The sequence below is a fragment of the Nocardioides sp. NPDC023903 genome (assembly GCF_040639295.1).
GTDB lineage: Bacteria > Actinomycetota > Actinomycetes > Propionibacteriales > Nocardioidaceae > Nocardioides.
Genome location: NZ_JBEZZS010000020.1, coordinates 55,935 through 76,881 on the forward strand (window position 1 = coordinate 55,935; position 20,947 = coordinate 76,881).

A 20,947-nucleotide genomic window follows, 5' to 3' on the forward strand; every position below is an offset into this window, starting at 1 on the left:
GTCCGCCAGCCTATCGGCGAGGACCGACAGGCTGGCGGTACGCAGGGGGTGCCCGGATCAGCTAGCCGAGCAGCTCCACCTCCGAGAGCGTGATCTGCTGCGCGGCCGGCCCGGTGAACTCGATCCTGATCCGGTTGAACCTCGACTCCGACTCGAGCTTGTACGGCCGGGTGGCCTGTTGCCACGAGAACTTCTCACCCGAGCGCCGGTCGAGGACCTTCCAGTCGGTGCCGTCGTTGGACCCCTTGACGACCCAGCCGCTCGGCGAGCCACCGTCGGCGCCGTTGGTGAGCGTGTAGAAGGACACCGGCACCCTGGTCCCGGAGAAGCGGTACTCCACCCAGCCGTCACCGGCCACGGTCGTCTGCGTCCCGGAGTCGTTGTCGACCAGCCTCTCGCCGTCGCTTCCGCTGGCCGAGACCGTGCCCTTGCCGGCACCGGACTTGTCGGCGATCGGCCTCGCCGGCTCCGAGCCGGTGGTCAGCGACGGCGGGACGGCGCTGGGCGAGGTGCCCCAGCGTGACGGCTTCGAGCCCATGTCGAACTCGATGGTGCCTCCGTCGGCGAGCTCCTGGTGGGAGACGTAGGTCTTGTCCCAGGTCTTGCCGTCGATCGTGACGCCCTGGACGTAGATGTTCTCGTTGCTGTTCTCGGGTGCCTTGATCACCAGGTCCTTGCCGCCCTCGAGGTGGAGGGTGGCCTTGGTGAACAGCGGCGAGCCGAGCACGAGGTTCTCGCTGCCCATCTGGAGCGGGTAGAGGCCGAGGGAGGCGAAGAGATGCCACGCCGAGGTTTCGCCGTTGTCCTCGTCGCCGGCGTAGCCCTGCCCGATCTCGGAGCCGGTGTACATCCGGCGCAGGGTCTCCCGGACGATCTCCTGCGTCTTCCACGGCTGGCCGGTGTAGCTGTACATCCACGGGATGTGGTGGCTGACCTGGTTGGAGAAGCCCCACTGCCCCATGCGTACGTCACGAGCCTCACGGATCTCGTGGATGATGCCGCCGTAGGAGCCGGGGTACTCCCCCGTCTCCGGTGTGGAGAAGAAGGTGTCCAGCTTCTTCGCGAGCCCGCCGCGACCGCCGTAGAGGTTGGCCAGGCCCTGGCCGTCCTGCGGGGTGTGGAACGCGAAGTTCCAACCGTTGGTCTCGGTGTAGTCGTGGTCGCTCCCCCAGATCAGCGGGTTGTAGTCGGCCGGCGACTTCTTGAAGGTGCCGTCGGCGTTGCGGCCCTGGAAGAAGCCGACCTTGGTGTCGAAGGTGTTGACGTAGTTGCGGGCCCGGCCGAGGAAGTACTCCGACTCCTCCCGCAGGCGCTTCCGCTCGGCCGAGGAGATCCCGTCACGCTCGGCGAGCTTCGCGGCCATGTTCCCGATGCCGTAGTCGTTGATGTAGCCCTCGAGCCCCCAGGAGACGCCCTCGCTCACCGCCGCGGGCGTGTAACCGAGGAACACCGAGGTCTGCATGCCCTTGCGACCGACGTTGGAGTTGGTCGCGGAGCCCGGCGGCCGGACGGTGGCGTTCTTCATCGCGGCCGCATACGCGGCCTCGGCGTCGATCCCCTCGACCCCCTTGACGTACGCGTCGGCGAAGGAGACGTCCGAGCTGGTCCCGGTCATCAGGTTGGCGTAGCCCGGCGAGGACCAGCGCGAGATCCAGCCGTTGTCCTTGTACTGCTGCACGAACCCGTTGACCATCTCGGCCGCCTGGCTCGGCTCCAGGAGCGAGTAGGCCGCCCAGGTGGTGCGGTAGGTGTCCCAGAAGCCGTTGTTCACATAGACCTTGCCGTCCTTGATCTCGGCCCCGGTGTGGGTGGGCGTGGTGCCCGGCGGGTTGGTGTCACCGGAGGTCGACTGCACGGCGTGCTTCCAGACCGGCTCGTCCTCGGAGCCGGTGTTCTCGTGGCCCGAGTTGGGGTAGAGGAAGAGCCGGGCGAGGTTGGAGTAGACGGTCGTCTTCTGGTCCTTGGTCGCGCCCTGGATGTCGAGGACGTCGAGCTTGTCCTGCCACAGCTCCTTCGCCTTCTCCTTGACCGTGTCGAAGGAGTCGTCGGCGACCTCGAGCTCGAGGTTGCGCTTGGCCTGGTCGATGCCGATCAGGCTGGTGGCGATGCGCATCGTCACGGTCCTGTCCGCGCCGGCGTCGAACTCGAGGTGGCCCTGTACGTTCGGGCGCTCGCCGGTGGCGTACTTCCCACCGCCGGTGACCGGCTGGTCGAACGTCGCGTAGACGTACATCCGGGTGGCGCCGTTGGACAGGCCGCTGCGGGTGTCGGTGAAGCCGGTCAGCGTCCCTGCAGCCGGGTCGAGGGTCAGCCCGCCGTCGTTGTTGACGTTGTCGAACACCAGCCGCGCGGAGTCGCCGGGGTAGGTGAACCGGAACACGGCCGCATGGTCGGTCGGCGCGATCTCGGCGCTCTGCCCGTTGTCGAAGTCGACCTTGTAGTAGTGGGGCCGGGCGGTCTCGTTCTCGTGCTCGAAGGTGAGCTCGCGCGCGTTGCGGCCCGGGTCAGGGGTGCCCTCGGCGGCCGACGGCATCACCTGGAAGGTCTGCCGGTCGCCCATCCACGGGCTGGTCTCGTGGCTCAGCGTCAGCGCCTGCAGGCTGGTCCGGTTCTGGGCGTCGTTGTCCTGGTGGTAGCGGTAGAACCACGACAGCGAGCCGGCGTTGGTCATCGGCGCCCAGAAGTTGAAGCCGTGCGGGATCGCGGTCGCGGGGATGTTGTTGCCGCGCGAGAAGCTGCCGCTGGACTGCGTGCCACGGGTCGTGACGGCGTAGTCGACGCTGCTGGTGATCTGTGGTTCGTCCGGGGAGGCGGTGATCGCGATGTCGTCGTACCAGCCACGGAACTTCGTCGGGCCGCTCGGGGCGTCGACGGCGACCAGGATGCGGTCGATCGTCCTGCCCGCGGCGACCTCGCCGATGACGGAGGTCTTCTTGTTCCACTGGTTGGTGTAGAGCGACTTCGACTCGCCCTGGCCCTTCGGGGACAGTACGTAGCCCTGCTCGTCGAGCGCGCCCAGCTCCGAGAGCAGGGTTCCGTCGGTGAAGGCCAGGTCGACGGCCGTGTAGGTGCTCGGGTAGCTCAGGTCGCCCTCGATGAACTCCGGGAAGACCAGGTAGGACAGCTCGGTCTCGGTGCCGACCGGGATGTCGACGTCGAAGACGCGGTTGTAGGAGTGGCCCTTGTCGGCGGTGATCTTGCCGGCGTACTCGAAGGCGTGCACTCCGGTGAAGCCGACCTTCGACTTCGCGGCGTACGCCGAGGCGGGGCCGTCGTCGGGGTGGCTGGTCATGTTCTTCAGCGGCGGCGGGGGCTCGGCGCCGTCGGAGAGCTGCCACTCGGCGAGCTGGATGATGCCGCCGCTCTGGTTGGCGGAGATGTCGATGCGGTAGTGGGAGTACGCCTGCGGGGAGGCGATCTCGAACCCTCGGGTCTGGAAGCGCTCGTCCCAGGACTGGCCGGTGCGGGTGTCGACGGTCGTCCAGGCCTGGCCGTCGGTGGAGCCCTGGACCACCCAGTTCTTGGGGTCACGCTCGGCGGCGTCGTTGGCCGAGGTGAGGGCGTACCTGACGACGCTGACGGGCTGGTCGAGCTCGATCTGCACCCAGCCGGTGGTCGCGAAGGTGAGCCACTTGGTGTTGATGTCGCCGTCGACGAGCTCGGCGGCCCCCTCGCCTGAGCCGGAATTCTCTCCGCTGGCGGTGACGCCGGTGATGTGCTCGGAGATGTCGCCGGGGATGCCGAAGGGGTCGGGTCCGGTGACGCCCGCGGTGCGGGGGTTGCCGTCGTCGTCGGTGTCGACGAGGTCGGCCCAGCTGGGCTGGGGGTCGTCCTCCTCGAAGGAGGTCTCCCAGTCACCGCCCTCCGCGGCCTGCTGGGGATCGGCGGTGTCGCTCTTGGGGGCCGAGGGCTCAGGTGCCTCCGGCGTCGCGAGCGCGGGCGCGGTGCCGCTCATCGCGACCATCAGCGTCGCCGTCGCGGCGATCATCGCGGCCAGGCGGGCCCGGCCTCTCGTTCTGCGTGGTGCGTCCCAACGATGCATCGGTGTGATCTCCTTCACATGGGGGCCACTCCAGATGGAACCGTGGGATGACAACGTTGTCAACGTGGTTTGAGAAGGATTTACGCGGGCGCGCTGCGGATGCCGGGTGATTTGTGCCGACACACGGGAAGAATCGAGACATCGTTGTCGCGCTCGGATCGACGTCTACGCTGAGCACGTGGCATCACCCCCGTCCGAGCAGACCCGTCAGCAGCGCCGCCCGACCATGAAGGACGTCGCGGCGTCGGCCGGGGTGAGCCTGAAGACCGTCTCCCGGGTGGTCAACGGCGAGTCGAACGTCAACGACGACCTGCGCGCGGCCGTGCTCGAGTCGATCGCCCAGCTCGGGTTCCGGCGCAACGCCAGCGCTCGTGATCTGCGGCAGGGACGGTCGGGCACCGTCGGGCTGCTGCTCGAGGACGTCGCCGACCCGTTCTACTCGATCCTGTCCCGCGCGGTCGAGGAGGTCGCCCGGGAGCACGGGACGATGGTCTTCGCCGGCTCCTCCGCCGAGGACGCCGACCGGGAGCGCGAGCTCGCCCTGGCGTTCTGCGAGCGGCGCGTCGACGGCCTGATCGTCGTGCCGGCCGGCACCAGCCACTCCTACCTCCTCCCCGAGATGCGGGCCGGCATCCCGGTCGTGTTCGTCGACCGCCCGCCCGGCGACATCGAGGCCGACATGATCCTCACCGACAACCGTGGCGGCAGCCGGCGCGGCGTGGAGCATCTGCTCTCCCATGGACATCGCCGCATCGGCTTCATCGGCGACGCACCGGAGATCTACACGGCCGGCGAGCGCCTGCGCGGCTATCGCGAAGCGCTCGAGTCGGCAGGGGTGCCCTACTCCGAGGATCTCGTCACGCAGGCGCCGCCGTCCCCCGCGTCGACCGCCGACGCGCTGGACCGGCTGCTCGACGGGCCGTCACCGGCGACCGCACTGCTGTGCGGCAACAGCCGCACCACCGTCAGCATGCTCCGCGAGCTCGCCCGGCGCTCGACGCGACTGGCCCTGGTCGGGTTCGACGACGTCGAGCTCGGCGACCTTCTCCAGCCCGGGCTCACCGTGGTCGCCCAGGATCCTGGCGCCATGGGGGCCGCCGCCGCGCGACTCCTCTTCCAGCGAATCGCCGGCGACACCGCGGGCCCGCCGCAGACCGTCACCATCGGCGCTCGGCTGATTCCCCGGGGTTCCGGCGAGCTCCGGGCTCCCTGAGTCTGGGGAAATCCGCCGCGCATGCCTGGGTTTTAAAGTCTAGTGGCCTAGTATGGTTATGTGCCTTGTCGTGACCGCTACGGATATGCGCTGACTACCAGCGACGAAGCTGCCCGGGCCTACTCCCAGGGGCTGCTCGACGTGCTTCGTCTACGGGACGGCGCCCTCGCCTCGTTCGCGGCCTCGATCGTCCTCGACCCGACGTTCGCGCTCGGACACGCCGCACTGGCACTGCTCGGCCACGAGATGTGCGCCCCCGTCGACGTCGGCGCTCGCCTGAAGCAGGCTCGGCTGCACGCCCGGCGGGCAACCGAGCGCGAACGCAGCCACGTTCACGCGGTCGACGCCCACATCGGCGGCAACCCGCGGCCGCTGATCGACCACCTCGCGGCCTTCCCGCGAGACTCGCTGCTGCTCTCGACCGCGGTGCCGACCATCGCGTTCGCCGGGGCCACCGAGGTGCCCGAGGAGGCGTGGGCGATCGTCGAACGTGCCGCGCCCGCCTACGGCGACGACTGGTGGTTCACCGGCCTGCTCGCCTTCGTACGCCAGGAGCAGCGCCGCTTCGACGACGCGATGTCGCTCTCCTGCGCCTCGCTGGCGGTGGAGCCCGGCGCCGGCCACTCCGCTCACGCCCGAGCGCACGCCCACTACGAGACCGGCGACCACGAGGCCGGACTGGCGTGGATGTCGGGCTGGGTGCTCGGGGATGGCGCCCAGATCGACTCGCTCTCTCACTTCTCCTGGCACGCCGCGCTGCACGAGCTCTCGCTGGGCAACCTGGATGCCGTACGCCGCCGCTACGAGACCCAGCTCCAGCCCGGCCACGCGCTGGGCTGCCGGGCGCTGGTCGACTCCGGCTCGCTGCTCTTCCGCTGGGCGCTCACGCCGGGTGCTCGCGACGTCCCCGACATCGCCGAGGTCGTACGCGTCACCGGCCGCGAGACCATGATCCGGCCGGCCACGCCGTTCCTGGCGATGCACACGGCGGTCACTCACCTCGCCACCGGTGACGCGGGTGCGCTCGACGAGCTGAGGTCGTGGGCCGCCGGGCACGTACACCCGACCATGGCGACCGTCGTCTCCCCGCTCGCCGAGGCGCTGGGGCTGATGGCCCGCGACGAGAACTCGGCTGCCGCCGACCGCCTTGCCGTGCTCGCGCCGTCGATCCGCCGTCTCGGGGGCTCCGACGCGCAGCGGGAGATCATCGAGGAGGCCCGCATCGCCGCCCTGCTCCGCGCCGACCGCTGGGACGAGGCCCGGGTGCTGCTCGATGCCCGTCTCGACCGCCGCCGCTCGCCACGCGACGAGCTGTGGCGGGCACAGGCCCTGGCGCGCGCCTGAGCCAATCCTGCCGAAACGTCACTTCTGCAGGTCGAGTTGGCAGCGGCGTGACGTGTCGGGCTGCAGAGCTGACGCCTCGATCTGTGCGCGTGACGCCTCGGCCTGCGGGGGCGACGCCTCGACGAGGTTGGCTCAGCTGGGGACGATCTCGCCGTCGGTGACCTCGAAGGCGACCTCCTCCAGGGCACTCGTCGCCGGACCCTGCGTCACCGAGCCGTCCTCGATCGAGAATCGGCTGCCGTGGCACGGGCAGTCGATGGTGCCGCCGGCGACCTTCGTGACCGGGCAGCTCCGATGAGTGCAGATCGAGGAGAAGACCTTGAACGTGCCCTCGGTCGGCTGGGTGGCCACCAGGTTGCGGTCGGCGACGATCACTCCCCCGCCGACCGGGACCTCGCTGGTCGCGACCAGCGGACCGCTGCCACCTGATCCGTTGTCACCCGAGGAGCCGGTGCCCGAGTCGTCACCGCTGCCGCATGCTGCCAGGAGAGGCACGCCGACCGCGGTCATCGCGGTGCCGGTGACGACCTTCCGCCGGGTGATTCGAGATTCACTCATGCCGCCCAGAATAGGCGTGCGCGTCCCCCGCTGAGCGCAAACCGTCGGGCAAATCTCGATCTCGGGTCAGGAGGCGCTGACCTTCTTCCGCGTCGCCGGCTTCTTCTTGGCCGCCGTCTTCTTGGCTGGGGCCTTGACCGGCTCCTCCTTCGCCTTCACCGGCTTGTCCGGCGGCTGCTCGGCGGCTTTGCCGTCGAGCAGTGGGGCGAGGAATCCACCGGTGTGGCTGCCAGGGGTCTCGGCGACGGTCTCGGGAGTGCCCTCGGCGATCACCATGCCGCCGCGGTTGCCGCCCTCCGGACCCATGTCGATGATCCAGTCGGCGGTCTTGATCACGTCGAGGTTGTGCTCGATGACGAGCACGGTGTTGCCCTTGTCGACCAGCGAGGAGAGCACACCGATGAGCTTGCGGATGTCCTCGAAGTGGAGACCCGTCGTCGGCTCATCGAGCACATAGAGCGTCTTGCCCGTCGAGCGCTTCTGCAGCTCGGCGGAGAGCTTGACCCGCTGTGCCTCACCACCCGACAGGGTGGTCGCGGGCTGCCCCAGCCGCACATAGCCCAGGCCGACCTCGACCAGGGTCTTCATGTGACGCGCGATCGCGGGCACCGCGGCGAAGAACTCCACCGCCTCCTCGATCGGCATGTCGAGCACCTCGGCGATCGACTTGCCCTTGTAGTGGACCTCGAGCGTCTCGCGGTTGTAGCGCGCGCCGTGGCAGACCTCGCACGGGACGTACACGTCGGGCAGGAAGTTCATCTCGATCTTGATCGTGCCGTCACCTGAGCAGGCCTCGCAGCGACCGCCCTTGACGTTGAACGAGAACCGGCCCTGCAGGTAGCCCCGCATCTTGGCCTCCGGGGTGGAGGCGAAGAGCTTGCGGATGTGGTCGAAGACGCCGGTGTAGGTGGCCGGGTTGGACCGCGGCGTACGCCCGATCGGGGACTGGTCGACGTGGATCACCTTGTCGACGTTGTCCAGGCCGGAGATCTTGGTGTGCCGCCCCGGAACGGTGCGGGCGCGGTAGAACTCCTTGGCCAGGGCGGTGTAGAGGATGTCGTTGACGAGCGTCGACTTGCCCGAGCCGGAGACGCCGGTGACCGCGAGGAAGAGTCCCAGCGGGAAGGTGACGTCGATGTCCTTGAGGTTGTTCTCCTTGGCGCCGTGGACGGTCAGCTCGCGCCCGGCGGTGCGGGGGCGGCGTACGGCCGGGACGGCGATCTCGCGACGACCCGCCAGATACTGACCGGTCACGGACTGCTCGTTGGCGAGCAGGTCCTTGACCGTGCCGGAGTGGATCACCTGGCCGCCGTGCTCACCGGCGCCCGGGCCGATGTCGACGACCCAGTCGGCGACCTTGATCGTGTCCTCGTCGTGCTCGACGACGATCAGGGTGTTGCCGAGTCGCTTGAGCCGCTCGAGGGTCTCGATCAGCCGGTGGTTGTCGCGCTGGTGGAGGCCGATGGAGGGCTCGTCCAGCACGTAGAGGACGCCGACCAGGCCGGACCCGATCTGGGTCGCCAGCCGGATCCGCTGGGCTTCACCGCCGGAGAGCGATCCCGAGGGTCGCTCCAGGGAGAGGTAGTCGAGGCCGACGTCGAGGAGGAAGCGCAGCCGCGCCTGGATCTCCTTGAGCACCTGCTCGGCGATCTGCCGCTCCCGGCCGCTGAGCTCGACCTGGTCGAGCCACTCCGCGGCCTCGTTGATCGGGAGGGCGCACAGCTCGGCGATGTTGAGACCGCCCTCGCTTCGCTCGCCCAGCGTCACCGACGTCGAGACGGGCTTGAGCCGGGTGCCCTTGCAGGTCGGGCACGGCACCTGGCGCATGTAGCCCTCGAAGCGCTCCCGGGTGGTGTCGGACTCGGCCTCCTTGTGGCGCCGCTCCACCCAGCGGCGTACGCCCTCGAACTCGGCGTCGTAGGAACGGCGGCGGCCGTAGCGGTTGACCGAGACCACGTGCACCTTGTGTCCGTGACCGTCGAGGATCGCCTTCTGGCCTGCAGCCGGGATGTCGTCCCAGGGGGTGTCCAGGTCGAAGCCGAGCTCACCGCCGAGCGCCTCGAGCAGGCGCAGGAAGTATTCGGCGACGTGGGCCTGGGACCAGGGCTGCAGCGCGCCCTCGGCGAGCGTGGCTGCCGGGTTGGGGACCACCAGCTCGGGGTCGACCTCCATCCGGGTGCCGAGGCCGGTGCAGGCCGGGCAGGCACCGAAGGGCGAGTTGAACGAGAACGACCGCGGCTCGAGCTCATCGGTGTCGAGCAGGTGGTCGTTGGGACACGACATCCGCTCGGAGAACTTCATCTGCTCGCCGGTGTCGACGAAGTCGAAGACGACCAGGCCGCCGGCCAGCTCCAGCGCGGTCTCGACCGAGTCGGTCAGCCGCCGCTTGGAGGATTCCTTGACCGCGAGCCGGTCGATGACCACCTCGATGGTGTGCTTCTTCTGCTTCTCCAGCTTGGGCGGCGCGTCGAGCTGGTGGGTCTCGCCGTCCACCCGCACCCGGGAGTAGCCCTGCTGCTGCAGCTGGCTGAAGAGCTCGACGTACTCCCCCTTGCGGGCCCGGATCACCGGGCTCAGCACCTGGAAGCGGCGCCCCTCCTCCAGCGTGAGCACGTGGTCCACGATCTGCTGCGGCGTCTGCCGCTCGATCGGCGCACCGCAGGTCGGGCAGTGCGGACGGCCCGCGCGTGCGTAGAGCAGACGCAGGTAGTCGTAGACCTCGGTGATCGTGCCGACCGTCGAGCGCGGGTTCTTCGAGGTCGACTTCTGGTCGATCGACACCGCCGGGGAGAGCCCCTCGATGAAGTCGACGTCGGGCTTGTCCATCTGACCAAGGAACTGCCGAGCGTAGGCCGACAGCGACTCGACGTAGCGACGCTGGCCCTCCGCGAAGATGGTGTCGAACGCGAGGCTCGACTTCCCGCTTCCGGACAGGCCGGTGAACACGATCATCGAGTCCCGAGGCAGGTCGAGGGAGACATCCTTCAGGTTATGCTCCCGGGCTCCCCGGATGATCAGCTGCTGCTCCGCCACGTTCTTTCCTCGTCCAGTGCTTATCGCATCGCGCTACTGCGTCGAACAGATGTTCGCATCATACGACGCCGGGAAGACTCCCAGATGGCACCCTCTCACGGAGCACCGACATTTTACTTCTGGTCGTGTCCGACGTGCTTGCATAGACGCATGAGCGATGCCCCTACCACTTATACAGGCGCGGTGAAACCGGGCGGCCCGGCCGACGTACGCGAGCTCGGCCGGCTGACCATCACGAAGGTCGCCGTCGACGCCCAGATGTCCAACAACTGCTACCTGCTGCGGTGCCGGACGACCGGCGAGCAGCTTCTCATCGACGCCGCTGCCGAGCCGGAGACCCTGCTCCCGCTCATCGGCGAGGAGCTGGCCACCGTCGTCACCACCCACCAGCACTGGGACCACCACCGGGCCCTGGCCGACGTCACCGCCGCGACCGGCGCCGCCACCCTCGCCGGAGAGCCCGATGCCGCCGCGATCACGGAGGCCACCGGCGTACCCATCTCTCGCGCGCTCTCCCACGGTGACACCGTCACCGTCGGGGACTGCACCCTCGAGGTCATCGCGCTGCGTGGGCACACCCCCGGGTCGGTCGCACTCGTCTACCGCGACCCCGAGGGCACTCCCCATCTGTGGACCGGCGACAGCCTCTTCCCGGGAGGCGTCGGAAACACCCAGCAGGATCCCGTACGTTTCACCCAGTTGCTCGACGATGTCGAGGAGCGCATCTTCGGCACCCTCCCCGACGAGACCTGGTTCTACCCGGGCCATGGCGACGACTCCACGCTCGGCGCCGAGCGTCCCCATCTCGCCGAGTGGCGCGAGCGAGGCTGGTGACTACGGCTCCGTAGTCGGGGTCGCGGTCTCCGTCGGCGTCGGATCCGTGGTCGGGTCGGCCGACTCGGTCGGCTCGACGGACGGCTCCGGCTCCGCCGTACGCGTGGGCCCGGAGGTGGGCGTCGAGCCACCGGTCTCGGCGGGCTCGTCCGGCTCACGCGAAGGCGTCGGCCGGTTCGGGCCGCCAGTCACCGACGGGTCGGCCTCCGGTTGATGTGTCGCGCCGTCACGATCGGCCGCCGAACCACGCGGACGCACCGACGAGCCGTCCGAGGGCTCCTCGGACGGCTTCGATCCGGGCGGCGGCAGCGGATCCACATCGGGATAGACGTTCCCGACGTCCTCATAACCCGTGACCGGGTCACGATCGGGTCGCTCGGCCTGCGCCAGGCCGGCGATGAGGACGACCACCCCGAGACCGGTGATGACTCCGCCGGTCAGGATGCCTGCCACGGCGACCTGCTTGCTCTGCAACTCGACTCCCTGTACCCGCCCCGCGCCTGGTGTGGCGCACAGCGTAGGGCAGCGATGCCTCGAGCGTTACCCACCCCGGGGCATCGCGGCACCGCACCCGGGAGCCTCGGTCACTCGCTGGGGCTCTCGCTCGGCGACTCGCTGGGCTCGCTCGGCGACTCGGTCGGCTCGCTCGGCGACTCGCTGGGCTCGCTCGGCGACTCGCTCGGGTCGCTCGGGCTCTCGCTCGGCGACTGGCTGGGCTCGCTCGGCGACTCGGTCGGCCTACCCGACGGCCTCGGCTCCGACGGCACCTGAGTGGGGCGCGCCGGGAGCGGGGACATCGAGCCGCCTGCCGACTCCTCGACCGACCGCGGGCTCGCCGGGACCGGCTCAGCGACCTCGGGAACCTCGCTCCCGGGACCCATCTGGCTGGGTGGACCAGCCTGCGAAGGCGTCGAGGACGACTTCTCCAGCGGCGCCACCGGCGAGACCGGCGAGATCAGGCTGATCCCGGACTCGTCCGTGGCGTAGTTGTGTCCTGGCTCTTCCGCTCCGGCGTTGCCGACGATCAGGCCACCAATCCCGATGCTCGTCATGGCCAGCCCCGTTGCCATTCCAGCCAAGGCGATCTGCTTGCGATGCAACACGATTCCCCCGTGATACCAACGACTCGACAAGTTCTCTGGTCGTGCACAGTAGACCTACAAAGATCCAAACTGTGCGACCACTATCGGGGTGTCGGGCCTTGCTGGCAAGTCCTTGTCATCTATCGTTCGACCGATATAACCCCTGGTAAGAGGTCTGTTCGCCCGGCGCGAACGGCCCGTCCGAGCCTCGTGTGGGGCGCTAGTGTGTTGGCATGGGCGAAGTGATCAGGTTTCCCGGCCATCCGCTGCCGGACCACGACAAGCCGGCGCCGCTGTGGCGTGAAGCCGCCGGCCAGGTGATCCGCGACGAGCGGTCCCGCCAGGAGCGCACGCTCTCCGACGTCGCCGGCGATGCCGGTGTCTCGACGCAGTATCTCTCCGAGATCGAGCGCGGCCGCAAGGAGCCCAGCTCCGAGGTGCTCGAGGCGGTCGGTGGTGCGCTGGGTCTCGGCCTCGTCGACCTCACCGAGCGGGTCACGCGCACGCTGCGCGCGGGCGCCCGCCCGGCCGGCCCCATGGCTCTCGCCGCCTGACCTCCGCCGGCCAGGTCACCCCGGGTCACACCGAGGTGAGCTTGCGGCTCTCCAGCACCGCATCAACCAGGCCGTACGCCACCGCTTCCTCGGCACCGAGGACGAGGTCGCGCTCGGTGTCGGCGTGGATCTGGTCGGTGCCGAGGCCGGTGTGGCGCGCCAGCAGCGCGTCCATCTCGGCTCGCACCCGGCCGATCTCCTTCGCCGCGACCTGCAGGTCGGTGACATCGCCCCGCTGACCGTCCTGGCCCGGCTGCTGCAGCACGACCCGCGCGTGCGGGAGGACCGTACGCCGCCCCGGCTCCCCCGCGGCCAGCAGCACGGCAGCGGAGCCCGCCGCCTGGCCCACGCAGGTGGTCGCCACCGGAGAACGCAGAAACTGCATCGTGTCGTAGATGCCCAGCATCGCGGTCGGGTCGCCGCCGGGAGAATTGAGATAGAGCTCGATCTGCGTGTCGGGCGCGTCCGACTCCAGGTGGATCAGCTGCGCGATGACCACGTTGGCGACCCCGTCGTCGATCGGCGTACCGAGATAGACGATCCGGTCCGAGAGCAGGCGACTGTAGACATCGAGCGCCCGCTCGCCACGTGGGGTCTTCTCGATGACCGAGGGAATCGTGTACGAACTCATCGGGCACCCCCAGCCGAGGAGAGACCGAAGGCGGCGCTGCGCTGCTGCACCGGCGTCACCGACTGCACGTCGTTGAGCACCTCGTCCACGAACCCGTACTCGCGCGCCTCCTCGGCGGTGAACCACCGGTCGCGCAGCGAGTCGTGGTCGATCTGCTCGACGCTCTGACCGGTGTGGGCGGCGGTGATCCGGAGCATCTGCTCGGTCATCCGCGCCAGCCGCGCGGCCTGCACCTCGATGTCAGCCGCGGAGCCGCCGATCCCGGCGGATCCCTTGTGCAGCAGCACCTCGGTGTGCGGGAGGACGTAGCGCTTGCCCGGCGTGCCCGCGGTGAGCAGGAACTGCCCCATGCTGGCCGCCATCCCCATTCCCAGCGTGGAGACGTCGTTGGGGATCAGGTGCATCACGTCGTAGATCGCCATCCCGGCCGTCACCGAGCCGCCGGGCGAGTTGATGTAGAGGGAGATGTCGCGGTGCGGATCCTCCGCGCTGAGCAGGAGCAGCTGGGCGCAGATCCGGTTCGCGATCGCGTCGTCCACCTCCTGGCCGAGCACGATGATCCTCTGGTTCTGCAGTCGTGCCGTGAGCTGCTCGTCGAGCGGCCCGGCCGTGATGGGTGTCTGGGTCATGTCTTCGACTCTGAAGGACTCCCCCGCCGCACACCAGCGAATCTGCCGCAGGCAGATCTGCCCACAGCAGAACACCAGCCAACCGATAGGTTTAGGTCGTGCGCTGCTTGATTCTCGACGACTATCAGGACGTGGCGAGGACGTACGCCGCATGGGACTCTCTGGACGGCATCGAGGTGACGGCGCTGACCGGGCACCTCGGGCCGGACGCCCTGGTCCGGGCGCTCGAGGGCGCCGAGATCGTGGTGGCGATGCGAGAGCGTACGCCGTTCCCGGCCGCCGTCCTGGAACGGCTCACAGACCTGAAGCTGCTGGTCACGACCGGGATGCGCAACGCCTCGATCGATCTCGCGGCGGCGGCCCGGCTGGGAATCACCGTGTGTGGCACCCCGTCGAGCCCGCATCCTCCCGTCGAGCTGACCTGGGCGCTGATCCACGCGCTGACCCGCCACATCGTGACCGAGGCGACCGGACAGACCTGGCAACGGACCGTCGGGAGCGACCTTCACGGCCGGACCCTCGGCCTGCTGGGGCTCGGCAAGATCGGGGCCCGCGTCGCGGCCGTGGCGCAGGCGTTCGGGATGGACGTGATCGCCTGGAGCCCCCACCTCACCGCCGAGCGCGCCGAGCCGCTCGGGGTACGCGCGGTCGACAAGGCCACGCTGTTCGAGACCAGCGACATCGTCTCGATCCATCTGGTCCTGTCGGAGACCACGCGACACATCGTCGGACCTGCCGAGCTGGCCTCGATGAAGCCGACCGCCCACCTGGTCAACACCTCGCGCGCCGGGCTGGTCGACACCGAGGCACTGGTCGCCCACCTCGGCTCCGGCACGATCGCCGGAGCTGGCCTGGACGTCTTCGACGTCGAGCCGCTGCCCGCCGACGACGTGCTGCGCCATCTTCCGAACGTGGTCGCGACCCCGCACCTCGGCTACGTCACCGAGGACAACTACCGCCGCTTCTACGGTGGCGCCGTCGATGACATCGCCGCCTGGCTGGCCGGTGACCCGATCCGTACTCTCCTGCCGAAGGACCCTGATGCCTGACCCGATCCAGCACGCCGCAGATCTGGCACCGACCGGAACCCTGCGCGCCTCGATCAACCTCGGCAACCCGGTCCTCGCCCAGGGCACCCCCGAGGCGCCGAGCGGGGTCACCGTGGACATCGCCCGGGAGCTGGCGCGCCGGCTCGGCGTACCGGTCTCCCTCCAGTGCTTCGACGCCGCCCGCAAGTCCTTCGAGGCGCTGCGGACCGGGGCCGCCGACGTCGCCTTCCTCGCGGTCGAGCCCGCTCGCGCCGCCGAGGTCGCGTTCACCGCGCCGTACGTCCTCATCGAGGGCGTCTACGCCGTCGCGGCCGACTCCCCCATCCGGACCGCGGACGACGTGGACCGCCCAGGCGTTCGGGTCGGCGTGAAGGAGGGCTCGGCCTACGACCTCTTCCTGACCCGCACGCTGGAGAACGCCGAGGTCGTACGCGGCGCCGACGGGATCGACGCCTTCCGCGAGCTCGGGCTCGACGTCGCCGCCGGGATCCGGCAGCCCCTCACCCGGCACGTCGCCGCCGACCCTGGTCTGCGACTGGTCGAGCCGCGTTTCATGCGGATCCGCCAGGCCGTGGCGATCGCGCGGGACCATCGTCCAGCCACCGTGACCTTCCTGCACGAGCTGGTCGAGGACCTGAAGGCCAGCGGCCGGATCGCCGAGTCGCTGGCCAGCTCGGGGCAGGACGCTACGGTCGCTCCCTGATCACCGAGGGCTGCGCCGGACGTAGGGCGTGGTGGTGCCGACCTTCGCCAGCCCCGAGCGTTCGAGGATCGGCCGGGAGAACTCGGTGGAGTCGCTGTGGATGTAGCGCTTGCCCCGGGCGATGGCGGTGCGGGCGCGAGCGGCGGTGAGGGCGCGGTAGATGCCGCGGCCGCGCCACTTCTCCAGCGTCGCTCCGCCCCAGATGCCGGCGAAGTCCGTGTCCGGCGCCATGTCGATCCGGCCGGCACTGACGATCTCTCCGGCCGCCTCGGCGACCCACATCTCGGACTCCCCCGCCGCGAGCCCGCGCAGCAGGGTCTCCACGCGTGCCTCCAGGACCGGAGACCCGAAGACACCGTCCTGCATGGCGCTGGCGGCGCGAATGTCCTCCTCGCTGGTGATCGTGCGCAGACCGACCCCCTCGGGCAGCGGGACGTCGATGGCCAGCAGCCGGGCCTCGCCGACCATGATCGACTCGGGATCCTCGGGCTCGAACCCGTGCCGCAGCAGCGTCTCGTGGAGCCCCGGGGCGTGGTCGTGGCCGCGGGTCTTCCACTCGACCTCCTCGACGGCCGCGTCGGCGTCGAAGTGCGCCACCGCTGCGGCGACCAGCTCCTCGACGCCGGCTGCGTCGGCCCCGTCGAGGTCCTGGTAGGAGATGAATCCTCGTCCGCCACCGAAGGTCGCGAGGCGCAGCGGCCCGTGCCGGGTCACCGACACCGCCCCGGAGGTCTCGGCATCGGTTCGCAACTGTTCGTCATAGGCCTTCAGCACGGCGAGAAACCTACGCCGAAGTCGTACGCCGAAGCATGTAGTTATTCGGCCGCCGGCTCCGTTCCCCTCGTGAATGGCGCTCACAAGGAGCGCTAGAAGTGGAAGGGTGAGGACATGCCTCGCTACCTGATGATCCTCGACTACCAAGCCGGCAACGACGAGACTCCCGGCGGTCTGGCCGGGTGGAAGCCGGAGGAGGTGCAGGGCCACATGAGCTACTACGAAGCGCTCAACAAGGCCCTGACCGAGTCCGGCGAGCTGGTGCACGTCGAGGCGCTGACACCGCCGGACCAGGCGTTCGTGGTGACCTCGGACGGCACCGACAAGACCGTCACCGACGGACCGTTCCAGGAGTTCAAGGAGTGGGTCGCCGGCTACATGATCATCGACGCCGAGACCCAGGAGCGCGCCCTGGAGATCGCCGGGCTCTACTCCGCCGCGCCCGGCCCGGGCGGGCGGCCGATCGAGCAGCCGATCCAGGTGCGCCGGATGTACCACGGCACCGACGGCTCCTCGGTCGACGACACCATCGCCTTCGGCGAGGCGAGCATCGAGTGACCGAGGCGCTGCCGGCTGATCTACTGCGTGATCTCACACCCCAGGTCGTCGCCATCGTCACCCGCCGCAGCGGCGACTTCTACGCGGCCGAGGACGCGGTGCAGGAGGCGTTGGTCGAGGCCGTACGCACCTGGCCGGAACGAGGCATTCCGGAGCAGCCTCGCGGCTGGCTGGTCACCACCGCGATGCACCGTCTCGTCGACGCCAAGCGCAGCGAGTCGCGTCGCCGCGACCGCGAGCAGGCCGACCAGCCGGCAGAGCCGGAGGGGCAGGAGACGTACGAGGGGGACGACTCCCTCGACGTACTCCTGCTCTGTTGTCATCCCAGCCTGACTCCGGCCTCGGCGGTGGCGCTGACCCTGCGGGCGGTCGGCGGGCTCACCACCCGGGAGATCGCGAGCGCCTACCTCGTCCCGGAGAAGACGATGGCGCAGCGGATCTCCCGGGCGAAGGCCACGATCAAGGGGCGCTCGCTCGGGATCGACGGCGCCGCCGACCTCGCCGCGCGGATCCCGGCGATGCTGAAGGTGCTCTACCTGCTCTTCAACGAGGGGTACGTCGCGACCGAGGGCGACCAGCTGCAGCGGGTCGACCTGTGTGCCGAGGCGATCCGGCTGACCCGCCTCGCCCGCACCGCGCTCGCCCGGATGACGGGAAGCGCCCACGGCGAGCTCGGCGGGCTGCTCGCGCTGATGCTGCTGCTCGATGCTCGCCGCCCCGCCCGGATCGACGCGCACGGCGCCGTGGTGCCGCTGGCCGACCAGGATCGGAGCCGGTGGCGCCATGAGTCCACCCGCGAAGGGATAGCGCTGATCGACTCCGTCATCGGCACCGGGCGGCCGGGGACCTACCAGATCCAGGCGGCCATCGCCGCGCTCCACAATCGCGCACCCACCGCGGAGGAGACCGACTGGCTGCAGATCACCGCGCTCTACGGGTTGCTGGAGAAGGTCGCGCCCGGGCCGATCGTGACGCTCAACAAGGCGGTCGCGGTCGGGTACGCCGACGGCCCCGGCCCCGCGCTCGCGCTGCTCGACGAGCTCCTGCGCGACTGTGCTCAGAACGGCGCCGGCGGCTTCGTCGATCATCCGCGGGTGCCGGCGGTGCGCGCTCACCTGCTGGAGCTCGCCGGCGACCTGGACGGTGCTGCCGCTGCGTACGATCTCGCCTCGGTGCGGGCCACCAACCTCGCCGAGCGCCGATTCCTGACCTCGAAGGCGGCTGCGCTTCGCGATGCTCGCTGCTGAAGCGGAACGCGTACCGCTGAGTTCTACTGAGAACCGTTCTCAGGCTACGCTGTGCCTGTGATCGAACTGCGCACCCCGACCCAGATCGAGCAGATGAAGCCCGCCGGCCGATTCGTGGCCGATGTCCTGACCGCACTCCGCGAGCACGCTGCCGTGGGTGTGAACCTGCTCGAGCTCGACGAGCTGGCGCACAAGATGATCAAGGACCGCGGCGCGGAGTCCTGCTACATCGACTACCACCCGAGCTTCGGCGCGATGCCGTTCGGCAAGGTGCTCTGCACCTCGGTCAACGACGGCGTGCTGCACGGCCTGCCCTTCGACTACAAGCTCCAGGACGGCGACCTGCTCAGCGTCGACTTCGCCGCGAGCGTCGACGGCTGGGTCTCCGACTCGGCCCTCTCCGTCGTCGTCGGCACGCCCCGCCAGGAGGACCTCGACCTGATCGAGACCACCACCCAGGCGCTCGCCGCGGGCATCGACGCCGCGCGCGTGGGCAACAAGGTCGGCGACATCTCCCACGCGATCGCCGGCGTCGCCCGCGCGAAGGGCCTCAAGATCAACACCCAGTTCGGCGGCCACGGCGTCGGCCGCACGATGCACGGCGACCCGCACATCGCCAACGACGGTCGCCCCGGCCGCGGCTTCAAGCTGCAGCCCGGTCTGGTCATCGCGATCGAGCCGTGGTTCCTGCACACCACCGACGAGATCTTCACCGACCCCGACGGCTGGACCCTGCGCAGCGCCGACGGCTCCCGCGGCGCCCACATGGAGCACACCGTCGCGATCACCGAGGACGGCCCGCTCATCCTGACCGCTCGCGACTGACCAACCTCTGCCGAGGCGTCAGGTACGTCGGCCGAGGCGTCACTGCCGTCGGCCGACTTGGCAGCGGCGTGCCGTCTCGGCCTGCGCGGCTGCCGTCTCGGCACAAGGCGGCAAAATAGAAGTCAGCCGCTGGCGTCTCGGGTCACCAGCGGCTGACAAGATGAACGTTAGCCGACGATCCCGAACACGTGCAAGCACCTGCAATGCATAAGACTGCAAATGACCCGACCGGGCTACTCGGACCACCCGAGAGGGCTATGAGCGGGGGTTCTTCGAGCGCTGCGTACGCCGCGCGTCGCGCTGCCGCCGCAGCCGGCGCACCAGGACGCCGTCGTAGGCGAGTGCCTCGGGCTTGTCGATCAGGTCGTTGACGGCTCGGTGGTAGTCGGCCGCGCTCATCTCCAGCTGCTCCCGCACCGCGTCGTCGCGACCCGTGCCGGCCGACCACCAGGAGCGCTCGAAGTCGAGCAGTCGCTTCTCGTTCTCGGAAAGACCCGGCTGCCCGTCGGCAGACCCGGGGCTGTGGGGCGCCTCGGTCATGCGTACATCATCCCAGGCGCGACGGGCGCCCTCGAATCCGCCACGCGCCCACCGCCTCGAACTACCCGGCATAGCCCATCCGGGCCATCTTCATAAAAGTGCAGATCAACTCTTTGAAGGTCGCCGGAGCGTCCGCTAATCTCTTCCATGTCAGCCGCTGGTGACCCGAGACGCCAGCGGCTGACTTCTATTTCGGAGGTCGGGCGACGACGCGACTACGCGTCCGCGGTGTCCTCGCCGTGCGTCCCCGGACGCGGCGCCCAGGGCAGCTCCCTCGCGGCCCGCACGACGACCAGCCGGTCCCCGCGCGACAGGGTGCCGACGACCGGGTCGAAGTAACGGAAGACCTTCTCGTCGCGTACGACCGCGATCACCTGGTCGGCCAGCAGCTGCGGCTGCTTGCCGACCTCGTTGACCAGCAGGTCGCGCTCGGCGACCTCCAGGCCGGTGCCGGAGTTGAGCAGGTCCTCCATGACCGAGCCCAGGGTCGGCGAGATGGTGGACAGACCCATCAGGCGGCCGACCGCGTCGGCGGACGTGATCACCGAGTCGGCTCCGGACTGCTTCATCAACGGCGCGTTCTCGCGCTCGCGCGCGGCAGCGACGATCCACGCCTCGGGGTTGATCTGTCGCACCGTCAGGATCGTGAGCACGTTGGAGTCGTCACGGTTGGTGGTGATGATGACCTGCTCCGCGTCCTTGACGCCCGCCCGCATCAGCACCTCGCGCCGGGTCGCGTCGCCGGTGACCACTGCGATCCCGTCGGAATGGGCGTCCGAGCGCGCCACCGGGTCCGGATCGACCACGACGAACTCCTCCGGATCCGCTCCGTTGGTGAGCAGTGTCTCCACGGCGCTGCGGCCCTTGGTGCCGTAGCCCACGACGACGATGTGCTGGGACATCTTCTTCCTCCAGCGAGCGACTCGGATGAGGTCACGGCCCTGCTTAGTGAGGACCTCGAGAGTGGTGCCGATCAGCAGTACCAGGAAGGCGATGCGGGCCGGCGTGATGATGAACGCGTTGATCATCCGCGCATGCGCCTCGACCGGGGCGATGTCGCCATAGCCGGTCGTGCTCAGCGTCACCGTCGTGTAGTAGATCGCGTCGATCAGGCTGATCTGCCCCGTGGGATCGTTGTTGTCGGCGTACGCGTCGCGGTCGAGGTAGACCAGCAGGACCGTCCCGATCAGGATCGCCAGCGCGGCTAGCAGTCGCCGTCCGAGCTGCCACCACGGCGACCGCACCGTCTCGGGAAGAGCGATCTGCTCGACCCCGGCCCACTTCGGGGCGTACGCAGATGTCTCGGACACATCACCGACCCTATCCGCCGC

At 69.4% G+C, this 20,947-nt stretch carries 20 protein-coding genes; 11 read left to right on the top strand and 9 right to left on the bottom strand.

Features of this window, described 5'->3' with window-relative positions:
• Positions 1-61: 61 nt before the first annotated feature.
• Positions 62-4,042: a GH92 family glycosyl hydrolase gene (locus AB0F44_RS19810; protein ID WP_357358269.1), complete on the bottom strand. Its 3,981-nt coding sequence runs from the start codon at positions 4,040-4,042 to the stop codon at positions 62-64.
• A gap of 178 nt (positions 4,043-4,220) precedes the next feature.
• Here AB0F44_RS19810 and AB0F44_RS19815 point away from each other — a divergent pair, with 178 nt between their 5' ends.
• Positions 4,221-5,255, top strand: a complete 1,035-nt coding sequence (locus AB0F44_RS19815) for a LacI family DNA-binding transcriptional regulator (protein ID WP_357358271.1) — start codon at positions 4,221-4,223, stop codon at positions 5,253-5,255.
• Positions 5,256-5,315: 60 nt separating this feature from the next.
• Positions 5,316-6,599 (top strand): pyridine nucleotide-disulfide oxidoreductase, encoded by a 1,284-nt coding sequence (locus AB0F44_RS19820; RefSeq protein WP_357358273.1) that lies wholly within the window; start codon positions 5,316-5,318, stop codon positions 6,597-6,599.
• Between the two features lie 132 nt (positions 6,600-6,731).
• Here AB0F44_RS19820 and AB0F44_RS19825 read toward each other — a convergent pair whose 3' ends face one another.
• Both AB0F44_RS19825 and uvrA read right to left on the bottom strand, forming a co-directional pair.
• Positions 6,732-7,157, bottom strand: a complete 426-nt coding sequence (locus tag AB0F44_RS19825; protein ID WP_357358275.1) for a Rieske (2Fe-2S) protein — start codon at positions 7,155-7,157, stop codon at positions 6,732-6,734.
• A gap of 66 nt (positions 7,158-7,223) precedes the next feature.
• Positions 7,224-10,190, bottom strand: a complete 2,967-nt coding sequence (uvrA, locus tag AB0F44_RS19830; RefSeq protein ID WP_357358277.1) for an excinuclease ABC subunit UvrA — start codon at positions 10,188-10,190, stop codon at positions 7,224-7,226.
• A gap of 150 nt (positions 10,191-10,340) precedes the next feature.
• Here uvrA and AB0F44_RS19835 point away from each other — a divergent pair, with 150 nt between their 5' ends.
• Entirely contained in the window at positions 10,341-11,024 is a 684-nt protein-coding gene (locus AB0F44_RS19835; RefSeq protein WP_357358279.1) for an MBL fold metallo-hydrolase, read from the top strand.
• Here AB0F44_RS19835 and AB0F44_RS19840 read toward each other — a convergent pair whose 3' ends face one another.
• Positions 11,025-11,498, bottom strand: a complete 474-nt coding sequence (locus AB0F44_RS19840; RefSeq protein ID WP_357358281.1) for a hypothetical protein — start codon at positions 11,496-11,498, stop codon at positions 11,025-11,027.
• Positions 11,499-11,552: 54 nt separating this feature from the next.
• Here AB0F44_RS19840 and AB0F44_RS19845 point away from each other — a divergent pair, with 54 nt between their 5' ends.
• The 3 genes from AB0F44_RS19845 to AB0F44_RS19855 all read left to right on the top strand — a co-directional run bounded on the left by AB0F44_RS19845 (position 11,553) and on the right by AB0F44_RS19855 (position 12,660).
• On the top strand, positions 11,553-11,795 hold the full coding sequence (locus AB0F44_RS19845; protein WP_357358283.1) for a hypothetical protein: 243 nt from the start codon (positions 11,553-11,555) through the stop codon (positions 11,793-11,795).
• Positions 11,796-12,011: a hypothetical protein gene (locus tag AB0F44_RS19850; RefSeq protein WP_357358285.1), complete on the top strand. Its 216-nt coding sequence runs from the start codon at positions 11,796-11,798 to the stop codon at positions 12,009-12,011.
• A gap of 328 nt (positions 12,012-12,339) precedes the next feature.
• Entirely contained in the window at positions 12,340-12,660 is a 321-nt protein-coding gene (locus tag AB0F44_RS19855) for a helix-turn-helix transcriptional regulator (protein WP_357358287.1), read from the top strand.
• A gap of 25 nt (positions 12,661-12,685) precedes the next feature.
• Here AB0F44_RS19855 and AB0F44_RS19860 read toward each other — a convergent pair whose 3' ends face one another.
• A complete protein-coding gene (locus AB0F44_RS19860) occupies positions 12,686-13,291 on the bottom strand; it encodes an ATP-dependent Clp protease proteolytic subunit (protein ID WP_357358289.1) in 606 nt (201 codons plus the stop codon).
• The gene (locus AB0F44_RS19865; RefSeq protein WP_357358290.1) at positions 13,288-13,920 is read right to left on the bottom strand and encodes an ATP-dependent Clp protease proteolytic subunit; all 633 of its coding nucleotides are present in this window, start codon (positions 13,918-13,920) and stop codon (positions 13,288-13,290) included. The genes AB0F44_RS19860 and AB0F44_RS19865 overlap by 4 nt, the downstream gene beginning before the upstream one ends.
• Before the next feature lie 98 nt (positions 13,921-14,018).
• Between AB0F44_RS19865 and AB0F44_RS19870 the strand changes: the two genes are divergently transcribed.
• Together AB0F44_RS19870 and AB0F44_RS19875 are read left to right on the top strand one after the other, a co-directional pair.
• On the top strand, positions 14,019-14,969 hold the full coding sequence (locus tag AB0F44_RS19870) for a D-2-hydroxyacid dehydrogenase family protein (RefSeq protein WP_357358292.1): 951 nt from the start codon (positions 14,019-14,021) through the stop codon (positions 14,967-14,969).
• Positions 14,962-15,672: a transporter substrate-binding domain-containing protein gene (locus AB0F44_RS19875; RefSeq protein WP_357358294.1), complete on the top strand. Its 711-nt coding sequence runs from the start codon at positions 14,962-14,964 to the stop codon at positions 15,670-15,672. The genes AB0F44_RS19870 and AB0F44_RS19875 overlap by 8 nt, the downstream gene beginning before the upstream one ends.
• Here the strand turns inward: AB0F44_RS19875 and AB0F44_RS19880 are convergent, their stop codons facing one another.
• On the bottom strand, positions 15,673-16,446 hold the full coding sequence (locus tag AB0F44_RS19880) for a GNAT family N-acetyltransferase (RefSeq protein WP_357358296.1): 774 nt from the start codon (positions 16,444-16,446) through the stop codon (positions 15,673-15,675).
• Positions 16,447-16,560: 114 nt separating this feature from the next.
• Here AB0F44_RS19880 and AB0F44_RS19885 point away from each other — a divergent pair, with 114 nt between their 5' ends.
• The 3 genes from AB0F44_RS19885 to map are packed head-to-tail and all read left to right on the top strand — an operon-like array spanning position 16,561 to position 19,076.
• Positions 16,561-17,004, top strand: a complete 444-nt coding sequence (locus tag AB0F44_RS19885) for a YciI family protein (protein ID WP_350659015.1) — start codon at positions 16,561-16,563, stop codon at positions 17,002-17,004.
• A complete protein-coding gene (locus AB0F44_RS19890; protein WP_357358298.1) occupies positions 17,001-18,251 on the top strand; it encodes a sigma-70 family RNA polymerase sigma factor in 1,251 nt (416 codons plus the stop codon). The genes AB0F44_RS19885 and AB0F44_RS19890 overlap by 4 nt, the downstream gene beginning before the upstream one ends.
• A gap of 57 nt (positions 18,252-18,308) precedes the next feature.
• Entirely contained in the window at positions 18,309-19,076 is a 768-nt protein-coding gene (gene map / locus AB0F44_RS19895; protein WP_350659017.1) for a type I methionyl aminopeptidase, read from the top strand.
• Between the two features lie 255 nt (positions 19,077-19,331).
• On the opposite strand, the gene AB0F44_RS19900 is transcribed toward map, so the two are convergent.
• Positions 19,332-19,616, bottom strand: coding sequence for a DUF3263 domain-containing protein (locus AB0F44_RS19900; protein ID WP_357358300.1), 285 nt, complete (start codon positions 19,614-19,616; stop codon positions 19,332-19,334).
• A 215-nt stretch (positions 19,617-19,831) separates the two neighbouring features.
• Positions 19,832-20,926: a potassium channel family protein gene (locus AB0F44_RS19905; RefSeq protein WP_357358302.1), complete on the bottom strand. Its 1,095-nt coding sequence runs from the start codon at positions 20,924-20,926 to the stop codon at positions 19,832-19,834.
• Positions 20,927-20,947: the final 21 nt, after the last annotated feature.